General features: G+C 34.9%; 11 protein-coding genes. 4 read left to right on the top strand and 7 right to left on the bottom strand.

The genetic code is table 11. The annotated features are described in order from the left end of the window. Nucleotides 1-124 precede the first annotated feature (124 nt). The 4 genes from IR022_RS16350 to IR022_RS16335 form a co-directional block, all read right to left on the bottom strand. Nucleotides 125-961 (bottom strand): lysophospholipid acyltransferase family protein, encoded by an 837-nt coding sequence (locus tag IR022_RS16350; protein WP_194204525.1) that lies wholly within the window; start codon nucleotides 959-961, stop codon nucleotides 125-127. 184 nt (nucleotides 962-1,145) lie between these two features. After that, entirely contained in the window at nucleotides 1,146-2,531 is a 1,386-nt protein-coding gene (gene glmM / locus IR022_RS16345; RefSeq protein WP_194204524.1) for a phosphoglucosamine mutase, read from the bottom strand. A gap of 13 nt (nucleotides 2,532-2,544) precedes the next feature. Further along, nucleotides 2,545-3,129, bottom strand: a complete 585-nt coding sequence (locus tag IR022_RS16340; protein ID WP_194204523.1) for a DUF4827 domain-containing protein — start codon at nucleotides 3,127-3,129, stop codon at nucleotides 2,545-2,547. Further along, nucleotides 3,126-4,178 (bottom strand): DHH family phosphoesterase, encoded by a 1,053-nt coding sequence (locus IR022_RS16335; protein ID WP_194204522.1) that lies wholly within the window; start codon nucleotides 4,176-4,178, stop codon nucleotides 3,126-3,128. Before IR022_RS16335 ends, IR022_RS16340 begins: the two co-directional genes overlap by 4 nt. A gap of 524 nt (nucleotides 4,179-4,702) precedes the next feature. Here IR022_RS16335 and IR022_RS16330 point away from each other — a divergent pair. Further along, nucleotides 4,703-5,278, top strand: coding sequence for a hypothetical protein (locus IR022_RS16330; protein ID WP_194204521.1), 576 nt, complete (start codon nucleotides 4,703-4,705; stop codon nucleotides 5,276-5,278). A gap of 65 nt (nucleotides 5,279-5,343) precedes the next feature. On the opposite strand, the gene IR022_RS16325 is transcribed toward IR022_RS16330, so the two are convergent. The 3 genes from IR022_RS16325 to IR022_RS16315 form a co-directional block, all read right to left on the bottom strand. Next, a complete protein-coding gene (locus IR022_RS16325) occupies nucleotides 5,344-7,302 on the bottom strand; it encodes a ComEC/Rec2 family competence protein (protein WP_194204520.1) in 1,959 nt (652 codons plus the stop codon). 34 nt (nucleotides 7,303-7,336) lie between these two features. Beyond that, nucleotides 7,337-7,987, bottom strand: a complete 651-nt coding sequence (rpe, locus tag IR022_RS16320; RefSeq protein WP_194204519.1) for a ribulose-phosphate 3-epimerase — start codon at nucleotides 7,985-7,987, stop codon at nucleotides 7,337-7,339. Nucleotides 7,988-8,175: 188 nt separating this feature from the next. Then, complete coding sequence (locus IR022_RS16315) at nucleotides 8,176-8,343, bottom strand: hypothetical protein (RefSeq protein WP_194204518.1); 168 nt, start codon at nucleotides 8,341-8,343, stop codon at nucleotides 8,176-8,178. 139 nt (nucleotides 8,344-8,482) lie between these two features. Here IR022_RS16315 and IR022_RS16310 point away from each other — a divergent pair, with 139 nt between their 5' ends. The 3 genes from IR022_RS16310 to IR022_RS16300 all read left to right on the top strand — a co-directional run bounded on the left by IR022_RS16310 (nucleotide 8,483) and on the right by IR022_RS16300 (nucleotide 11,143). After that, on the top strand, nucleotides 8,483-9,304 hold the full coding sequence (locus IR022_RS16310; protein WP_194204517.1) for an RsiV family protein: 822 nt from the start codon (nucleotides 8,483-8,485) through the stop codon (nucleotides 9,302-9,304). Between the two features lie 268 nt (nucleotides 9,305-9,572). Then, nucleotides 9,573-10,631, top strand: a complete 1,059-nt coding sequence (locus IR022_RS16305) for a type III polyketide synthase (RefSeq protein WP_194204516.1) — start codon at nucleotides 9,573-9,575, stop codon at nucleotides 10,629-10,631. Between the two features lie 20 nt (nucleotides 10,632-10,651). Further along, complete coding sequence (locus IR022_RS16300) at nucleotides 10,652-11,143, top strand: isoprenylcysteine carboxyl methyltransferase family protein (protein WP_194204515.1); 492 nt, start codon at nucleotides 10,652-10,654, stop codon at nucleotides 11,141-11,143. Nucleotide 11,144 lies beyond the last annotated feature (1 nt).

Below are 11,144 nucleotides of genomic sequence, written 5' to 3'. Positions count from 1 at the left end.
AGAAGCTTCTTTAAATAAGGCAGAATATTTATCGGAAAACATCACAGATGATAATCCATTCCTGTTTCATCAGAGTATCACCTTATATTTCTATATGAAAAATAAAACATTTGACTCTTTATATTTATTCTCCGTCTTTAGCCAAAGCATAAGTTTTATCCTTTAGAAAGTTACCAAGCTCTTCCAAATCGGCATGCTTAGCTATTTCATCCGGCATAATGGGTTCTCCAAAAACAACACGAATTGTTTTTCCTTTCTTATTATATACCTCATGCCCTAAGCGCAAACTACGTAATCGCCAATCAATAAGATCAAGAATGTTGAAAAACCAAGAATTCTCCCCACTAAAATACATAGGTACAACAGGAACTTTAGATCCCTTAATCAGCTTTATAACTGATGGTTGCCATTCTCTATCTCTAACAATCATTTTACCTTTTCTTATCTTAGTCTTTGATACTGCACCTGCGGGAAAAAAACCAAGTGGATGACCTCCTTTTATATGGCTTATACATTGCTTTACACCATCGAGACTTGACTTACTAGCAAGCTTTCCACTCTGATAAGGATTAACCGCAATAAAGTGCATCGACATAGTATCTATCATCCCTAAAATGAAATTAACCATCATCTTGTAGTCTGGTCGTATAGAACCCACAACATCAATTGCTGTAATTCCATCAATATGTCCGTATGCATGGTTAGATACAGTAATAAATGCCTGCCCCTCAAATTGATTCAAGACTTCGGGATTCTCAACTACTATATTTACACCAACATCTTTTAAAAGATGATTGCAAAAATCAACACCTTCATATTGCTTAGATGTATCATAAATTCGATTAACCTTATTTAAACCTGTAAGGCTCATCGCTATCTTAATAAGAATATTCCCAAAGCGTCCTCTAAAGATAGGATGTATGTTGCGAATTTCGTCGACACTGATTAGTTTCTCCTTCATCTAATTTAACCTATTATGTTTCTGCAAGTTTCATTCAATACTCCTTTTACATCCGAAATATAACATTAAAAACTTATGGAGTGAGTAAGTATTTGTAATAATATGCCTGTCTTTTCAGACGGAAAAATCGACCTGTATCATTTTTGTAATGATACAAGCCGATTCTATTTACTTTATCGAAAGTCTATTTCGCTAACGATTTTATAATTTCAATAATTTCAGCACCAGCAATTTCCGCATCCTCCATTGTTGAAGCCTCTGAATAAATACGAATAATCGGTTCGGTATTCGACTTACGCAAATGCACCCATTTATCAGGGAAATCAATTTTCACCCCATCAATATCAGTTACATCATAAGACGAAAACTTCTCTTTCACAGCTTTCAATATGGCATCAACATCAATTTCGGGAGTTAACTCTATTTTTTGTTTTGCAATATAGTATTCGGGATAAGTTGCACGCAACTCGCTTACCGTTTTTTTCTCATGAGCCAAATGAGTTAAAAACAATGCAATACCGACTAAAGAGTCACGTCCATAATGGCTAGCAGGATATATAACCCCTCCATTACCTTCTCCACCAATTACAGCATTGGTTTCTTTCATCTTTGTAGTTACGTTCACTTCTCCCACTGCGGCTGCATTATACTGCATACCATAGCGATTGGTTACATCACGCAATGCGCGACTTGAACTTAAATTGGATACCGTATTACCCGGAGTATGCTTCAACACATAATCGGCAACAGCAACCAAAGTATATTCTTCGCCAAACATTTCACCTTTTTCATCCACTAATGCCAAACGGTCAACATCAGGATCCACAACGATACCAATATCCGCTTTGCCAGACTTCATCAAACCCGATATTTCAGTCAAATTTTCAGCCAGAGGCTCAGGATTATGAGCGAAATCACCTGTAGGCTCACAGTTGAGCTCTACTATATCATTTACACCTAAAGCTTTAAGCAGCTTAGGTACAACTATTCCTCCAACTGAATTTACACAATCTATAGCTACTTTAAAGTTAGCAGCTTTAATTGCAGCAACATCTACTAATTTTAGATCGAGCACTGCCTTAATATGTGCATCCGTATAGTCTTTTTGGGTTATTTTCCCCAAATGATCAACATCTGCAAAAACAAATTCCTCAGCTTCAGCAATGCGCAGCACTTCAGCACCTTCTTCAGCATTAAGGAACTCTCCATTTTGATTAAGAAGCTTCAAAGCATTCCATTGTCGTGGATTGTGACTCGCTGTAAGAATAATCCCACCACAAGCACCTTCCATTGCAGTAGCCAATTCTGTTGTAGGAGTTGTTGCCAACCCTATGTTTACAACATCAAAGCCTATTCCCATAAGCGTACCTACAACGACTTGCTCCATCATAGTTCCCGAAATACGGGCATCTCTGCCAACTACTATTTTATTACTAATAGCTGTTGTGTTTTTCCGAATAAAAGTGGCATAAGCCGACACAAATTTAACAGCATCAAGAGGATTCAGTCCTTCACCAGCATATCCGCCAATGGTACCTCTGATACCTGATATTGATTTAATTAATGCCATAATAACCTATAGATTAGTTGTTAATAATTCTCGTATAATGCACTTGAGCATAATACATAGCTCTAAACGCAGCTAGTTGGTAAGTAGAACCACTTGCAAAAGGAACAATCAATCGCACCCTCGCACCTTCACCTACATACTGCAAAGGAGCAGTTATTCCGGTGGATAAGAAAAAATAATCGGGTAGATTCTGGTTAACACTCGTGTAAGTACTAACAATCCCATAATTAAATATCATAGGCTGTAATCTTGGCAGGTTATTAGTGGAAGTATCCAATTCGTTTACAGGCACTGTCATTGCCCCAGAAAATCTCACATTCACCTCTGAGCGCTTAACCGTACTTGCTCTATTGCCATTACCTGAGTCTACAACATTCATATATACTCCAGTAAGAGGATCTCTAAAAAACTCATTTTCAGCAAAAACTCCACTAGCAGGATAGTCACTTCTTACAGTTATATTATTCTCATTGATAAAACGAGCAATATTTTTACGCTCATTTTTTAATTTATCTGCGTATGTCTCAGTACTACTACAAGCCCCAAAAACAACACACAATCCGATAATAAAGCAAACCAGACCTAGTACTTTTCTCATTTTTTCTCTAGATTATTCTTATTATTTATCAACAATTCTGCATATTCAGGCAAGGTACATTCAAAAAGATCCATTGCCTCCACTAATGAACCGACAAATTCACCACCGGATGCATTTAAATGTCCTCCACCATTAAAACACTGTGAAGCAAATCTATTACAAGGGAAATCACCCTGCGAACGAAGCGAGACTTTAATCATATCATCATCTTCACGTAAAAAAACGGCGAAAGTTACTCCTTTTATATTTAACGGAAGATTGGCAAAGCCTTCGGTATCTCCTTTTTGAGAATTGAATCGCTTTTGATCTTCATTATCTAACCATATTAACCCAGCACCATACTCTTCATAAATCTTCATACGTTCCGACAGCATATGCCCCATCATACGATAGCGATCGGCTGTATAACTATGATATACTTTAGAGTAAATATAATCTTTATCTATTCCTTTATTAAGAAGCTGTGCTATAATATAATATATCTGCGCATCATTCGAATTATATGTAAATGCACCCGTATCGGTCATCATTCCCATATAAATAGCCTCTGCCGAATCTTTGCTCATCATTTCAAAATCGCCCATACGACATATCAACCTAAAAACCAATTCGCTGGTTGATGAAATCTCAGGATGAGAAATACATACATCACTAAATTCTGATGGATATGGATGATGATCCACTAATACTTTCTTCGCCTTAGAAACCTCAATAGCAACTCCAACATTTTTGATACGGCTCAAAACATTAAAGTCTAAACAGAAGATAAGGTCAGTTTCGCTAATCAGTTTTTCTGCGAACTCTGAATATTTCTCATAAATAAGAATATCCTTTGCCCCTTTAAGCCATTTCAGGAAATAAGGAAATTCGTTAGGCACTATTATGGTTGCATCCAATCCCTGATCGATCAGATAATGATATAACCCTAAAGAAGAGCCGATAGCATCTCCATCCGGCGAAACATGTGTCACAATGATAGCCTTGTCTGCCTTATCAATTAAATCCGCGACTTTAGTTATCTTATCCTGATCTATTATTTTTGTAAACATTGCAAGTAAAGTGATATATTTTGCTACTTAAATTCAACTACAACAAACTGTGTTTGCTATACTTATTAAAATAGCAAATAGCCTACGGCCTTAGTTAAAACACAATTGTGCAAAAATACTAAAAAAATATCCGTAAAACTCCTTTATTCCTTACATCGTAATACAGAATTCATAATTTTTCACATTCTAATACATTTCCAATTAATTCCAGACTGATAATGTGCTATTATTATAAGTTCAAAAGAAACAATTAAGATTTATTGCTATAAAATTCCTGTAATTAAGATTTTTATTATACATTTGCCTCTTAGTCTTTTTTAACAAACTATTAACAAACTATTATTATGAGAAAAAAAAATCATTATTTTTTGTACCTTTTAAGTCTCTTATTTTTAGCTGCGTGCTCAAATGAGGATCTAGATTCTGGAAAACCCGATTCACTACACACAGAGCGAGATGGATCAATTGAATTTATTTATATGGGAAAATTGTATTCATCGACATATTCTTTAACCCCAGACTCTTTGATTGTTCTAAATGACAATATAGCTAATGAAGTGTATCGCGATTTAGGTTTGAGACCAAATCTAGCCGTAGTTGTTAACGAAAATGGCATACTAACTTATTATGATAGCTATAATGAAATTCCTTTTTCAAATTCCATAGATTCCACATCAACACATTCCAGCCTAAGAAGTAGCGATGGTTTACCTAGACCAACATCCTTTTCTGTAGACATGTTTGAGGATTCAAGCTATAATGGTAAAAAGATAAGCTTTACAATTGATGAAAATAAAGCTATAATTTATATTCCATCATTAGGAGCACATGGAATGAATGATAAAATATCATCTTTAAAATATAGAGTTACAAAAATTAACTCTACACTCTCGCCTGATAGATACCCATGGGCTTTAATCCCTTCTTTCACCTTATTTGAGCATAATGATTATCAAGGTAGATCAATTACTTTTACATCTACAAAGATGTTAGCAAATAATACAGTAAGCCTTGAAGATGCAGTAAGACGCCTAAAAGAAGTTCCTATGGGTGGTGATAATTGGAACGATAAAGCCAGCTCTGCTATAATTGGGAAATAAGTAATTAATACCAATAAATAATATAAATAAGACCAAGCGTTGTTAAGATGACCACTTGGTCTTATTTATTTAGATTGTATATTGTAAAATATCCGTAAAACTCCATTATTACTTACATCGTAATACGGAATTCGTAATTTTTCACATTCTAACACAAATCTTTTTAAAGTTTTCTCAGATAAGGAACTATCCAATATAACCTTATCAAAAGCAAACACCTGATTCAGAGAATATAAAGACAAAGAATTATTTTCGACCAGATGCAGGTAATCCACCCTCATTTTTTGAGAAGACACCTTATTTTTCCATGTATTTTTTGAGACTATCAAATATTTCAATCCATTCAAACATATAAGTTGATGACCGTCTACACCGGTTATCTCTTCTGCTGAATATCCAATATGATATATTATTTGTGTTGATTTTGCTCTATTATATACAACTAACGTATTCTTATCATCAATAGTACGCTTGATTCCTAAACCTATAAGGACTAAAACACAGATCAAAGATGTAATCAAGGCTTTTGATTTTCTCTTTACTAAAAAGTAGCTCATTGATATAACTATAATCCATAACAAAATCAGACCTATAAAAGACGGCTTTAACCCCTGCAACGAAGCAAAAGGTAAATGCTCAAAGAATGAAGCAACAGCAGTAGTACCCTTTACAAATAATTTGAAGAATTGAATCGGCAGATAACACAGAAAACTAGCCACAGAAGTATTAAAAAGCCCTATTATAGATAAAAACAAAACAAGAACTGCATCATAAATAGCAAGTGTTATGAGAGGTATAATAATGAGATTGGTTATAAAGAAATACACAGGAAAAGTTCCGAAATAGTATAAACATAGAGGAAATACTCCCAATTGCACAGATAACGACACACTAAATATATCTCGGAAGTATCTTAGATACTTATTTCTAACTGGTATTATTTTAGAGAATATAGGCATAAAGAAGAGCATTGATAATACTGCAAGAAAGCTCAGTTGAAATCCCATATCGAAAAGCCAGAGAGGATTCCATACGAGCATCAGAAAAGCTGTTACGAAAAGTGTATTATACGAATAACTCCTTACCTTTCGGATAGAAGCGACACAAAACACGGTAAGCATAATACAAGCCCGAAGAGCCGAGGGTGGAAAACCAATCACAAAGACATACATCCACAAAAGCAAGATAATAATTGCCTGCTTTAGCCAATGGTATTTAGAATGTCGCGAAATAAAACCCAATAATGAAGTAATGACTGTAAAGATAATCATCACGTGCATACCACTTACAGCTAAAATATGTGCAACACCGGTAGCTCTAAATGATTCGACGACTTCATCCGACAAGGCATCCGTGTATCCCAATGTAAGAGCAGAAAGCATCGCATATTCATCAATCGTCAAGTCGAGCGATTTATATATACTAAGAATATATTGGCGACATTGCGTTGCTTTAATAAATAAGCTATTAGAAGAGACCTCTCCTTTTTCCCATCTATCGGATCTTACAAAAGTCACCCCCGAATATCCTTTATTATACATGTAACGTGCATAATTAAACTCATCGGGATTACCCCTACTTTTGAAAGGCTGCACTTGAGAAAAGAAAGTAAAAGTATCCCCTACTTTGAGATTTTCAGGAAGATTATCTTCCGAAAAATAACACACAATAAGTTTACCTGAATCTTTTAGCTTTACTTTATAGGCATATGATCGGGGCTTTTTCTGAGGTAGATCAACAATAGTAGCAGTGTAGGATTCACTAACTTCAGGAAAAGTAAAAGCTGATATTTGCTGCCTCAACATAGTAGAAGTTATTCCTATGCCCAACAATATCATATAAACACCATAACCAAATACAAATTGAGAACTTAGCCTTTTGACTTGGGGTACAAAATAAGAATAGAGCATAATTCCAAGTCCTAAAACTATCGGAATTATACTCCATTTCCCTATATGATAATAATATTGAATTACAATACCTAAGAGTAGAGGTAATAACAATCGGAAAAACGGTGATTTCATCATTTTATCCATACCTCAACCTCAGAAACAAGTCTTATAAATTCTTCAATTGATGAATCATCTGAGTAGGATCCGGTGCAGAGAATACCGCATTACCTGCAACAAGAACATCGGCTCCGGCATCAAGTAAACGTTTTCCAGTTTCAAGATTTACTCCTCCATCCACTTCTATCAAAGTAGAAAGATTACGCTCATTAATCATTTTTCGAAGACGTGATACTTTAGACAACGAATGTTCGATAAACTTCTGTCCGCCAAACCCAGGATTTACTGACATAATCAAAACCATATCAATATCTTCTAGAATATCCTCTAAAAGTTCAACCGGTGTATGAGGGTTAAGCGTAACTCCTGCCTTCATTCCTGCTTCATGTATTGCACCAACCGTACGATGAAGATGCGTACATGCTTCATAATGAACAGTCATCATATATGCATTTATATCTTTTACCTGCTGAATAAATTTCTCGGGTTGTACAATCATCAAATGTACATCCAAAGGCTTTTTCGCGATTTCTTTAACTCGCTCCAAAACAGGAAATCCAAAGGAGATATTAGGAACAAATACACCATCCATTACATCGCAATGCAACCAATCGGCTTCACTATTATTTAACATTTCAATATCTTTTTGAAGATTCAGAAAATCCGCAGAAAGAAGTGAGGGTGATATTTTATGACTCATAATGCAATTAGGCCTCAGACCTGTTTAATGTTTTGTTAAGTATAAAAACCATAGCCTGTTATAGCTATAAACAGTTTATTAAATACTTTTTAATTACTTATCTATCTTATGTAAGCAAAGATAATAAAAAAACAGTCTTTCCTGCATTTAGAGGAAAGACTGCTAGCTTCTGTTTCTTAGCTACTGTTTTAATTTAAACATGTAGCGTTGAGTGATTCCGGCAACGATGGTTCCACATAATAGCTATGCGCAAACATTCTCAAAAAATTCAAAGTTTCTTCTGATGGTCCTTTTTTATTCTCCAACATTTCCACTAACTTTTCATCGCCCGTTACTTGTGTAGATTTTTCATCCATAGGCTTTCCCCAATTTTATTACTTTTTGATTCCCTTATTACTAATTACTCTTTATAAACGTTACTTAATTGAACTTATTATGTATAGATTACGTTTTTATCTTACATTTGTTCTTAATAAAACATAAATCATCTCAATCATGAAAAAAATAAGCTTAGCTCTTTTATTAGTAATTATTGCGATCACCTCTTGTAAAAAAACACAACCTGACGCTCCTGTCAGCGAAAAATGGAAATTTGACAAGTTAAGTCTTGAGAAAAAAATATTCCTGGATAACGATTCTACAAAAGGAGGTATAAAACTTAGTTTCGAATTCAACTACCCATCAAAAGTGGGGAATGACTCGCTTCTTACAATTATACAATCTCAATTTGCAACCGCTTTTGCAGGTGACGATTATAAAAATCTCACACCACAAAGCGCCTTTGATACGCTCACCAAGAGATCTATCCAAGAGAGTATCGATATAGCCAAATTGGCCACAAGGGACAAAAGCGACCTCTCTGACTATTACAAGAATGTAATAACATCGGTATTCGACACCACAGATATTACAATAACAGCCAGAACCGAAACGAACGAATATATGGGAGGTGCACATGGCTCTCAATATATTTCTTACTATAATATTGATACTCGAAACGGCTCTATTATAAAAGAAGATAAACTCTTCAAAAGCGGATCAAAGGAAAAAATAACTCAATACATCAAAGATGAGTTAGCCAAAACTTTAAATTCGCAGGGTGACACTATTACATTGCTTGAACCCGAAGCAATAGTACCCAGTGTAAACTTCTACTTCGACAACCGAGGAATTGTATATGTTTATAACAGTTACGAAGTAGCTCCTTATTCAGATGGTCTAGTAGAAGTAAGCTTACCATACGCTAAGATCAAGGAGCTTCTTACTAATGAATACTTGACTATATTGGATTTAAAGACTAAAGAAAAAACAAAATAAATTCAACTCGCTGCAAGCCACGCAAGTGACCGACAGCAAAAGATAAAATAAAAGGACTTCGGATATAATGGCTTATTATCCGAAGTCCTTTTATTTTTTAGGCAATAACAAATATAACACACCCCACATCAACTCTTTATTACAAAAAGAAACACCCTGACTAAAAGAATCTTAAAGACAAAAAACAGAACTATTCTCTCTTGTTACTTGTTTAATACAACAACATTGCATTAATACTTACTGTTACTTAATATAAAATAAGAAAACCATGCCTTCATTAGCAGCAATCTCCAAAATAGATTTCCCTTTCAAAACAGATCAGCAAGACGTAAAGGAATATGCGAAAAAATTATTTGCAGTGTCCTTTCCCGAAGTAGAAAGAATGTTGAGTACGTTCGATCACACAGAAATTGCAACAAGAAATCTTTGCAAACCACTCGACTACTATTCCCAAGTACATACTTTTCAAGATCAGAATCTCGAATATATTCGGCTAACCCTCGAATATTCCATTGATGCCATTGAAAAATGTATATCTTCTGCACAAATCAACAAAGATGATATTACCGATATTATTTTTGTGTCTACCACCGGCCTAGCCACGCCTAGTATGGATGCACTTATAATCAACAAAATGAGACTTAATCAGCATATCAACCATATGGCTGTTTTTGGGTTAGGTTGTGGAGGCGGTGTTTCAGGGTATGCAAAAGCTTGTACTTTAGCAAAAGCCAATAACGATGCTGTAGTACTTTTGGTTACTGCCGAATTATGCTCTTTGACTTTTCTGCGTGACGATTTTAGTAAAAGTAACTTTATAGGAGCCAGCTTATTTGCTGATGGAGTTGCAGCCTGCCTCATCATGGGAGACAACCATACAAAAATAGAAAATGAAATTACATTCGTAGATAATCAAAGTAAGTTGTATTTTGACACTCTTGATATTATGGGATGGGACTTTGGGAACAATGGCTTTAAAGTTTTATTTTCATCCGGCATTCCCTCTATTATTGCTCAGAATGTAAGAAACGACGCCACTTCATTCTTGGCTAAGAATCAATTAGAGTTAGCGGATATTAAGAACTTCATCTTCCATCCGGGAGGTAAAAAAGTACTCACAGCTTATCAGGAAGCACTTGCCATAGAGGGCGATTTTCTGAAAACCACACGAGAGATAATGCAAGGTTATGGTAATATGTCAAGTTCGACCGTATTGTATGTATTAGAGAAATTCTTTAGTGAAGGTTTTGAGAATGGTTATGGCTTAATGATGTCAATGGGCCCTGGCTTCTCTTGTGAGATGGTTTTACTTCAAATGAGAAAATAAACTTCACTACACTTTACAGTATGATATTTACCTTTTTTATCTTATTTATTATCCTATTACGGATTGCAGAACTACTTCTTGCCCGAAAGAATGAACAATGGTTGTTACAAAATGGGGCAATAGAATATGGACAAAAGCACTACCCTTTCATTGTAGCACTTCACATCCTTTTTATTATCTCTTTAATTATTGAATACTCCATTGTTGGAGTGTCATCTTATAGTTTGCCGCTGCTTATTTTATTTTTTGTGCTCTTGGCTTTAAAAGTCTGGGTTATTTTTTCACTGGGTAAATTCTGGAATACAAAAATCTATCGAGTAGCACATTTTCCTTTGGTAAAGAAAGGTCCTTATAAATATATTAAACATCCTAATTACATTATAGTCATTGCCGAAATCGCAATTATACCCCTTATATTTCATCTGTATTACACAGCAATTATCTTTACTTTGCTCAATGGATTAATGTTAGCTTTAAGAATCAGAGAAGAAAACAAAGCTCTGAATCTTTAAT

The sequence above is a fragment of the Dysgonomonas sp. GY617 genome, assembly GCF_015233815.1.
Lineage (GTDB): Bacteria > Bacteroidota > Bacteroidia > Bacteroidales > Dysgonomonadaceae > Dysgonomonas_A.
The sequence above is the reverse complement of the archived record's forward strand: the minus strand, read 5'-3'. Positions and strand labels throughout refer to the sequence as shown.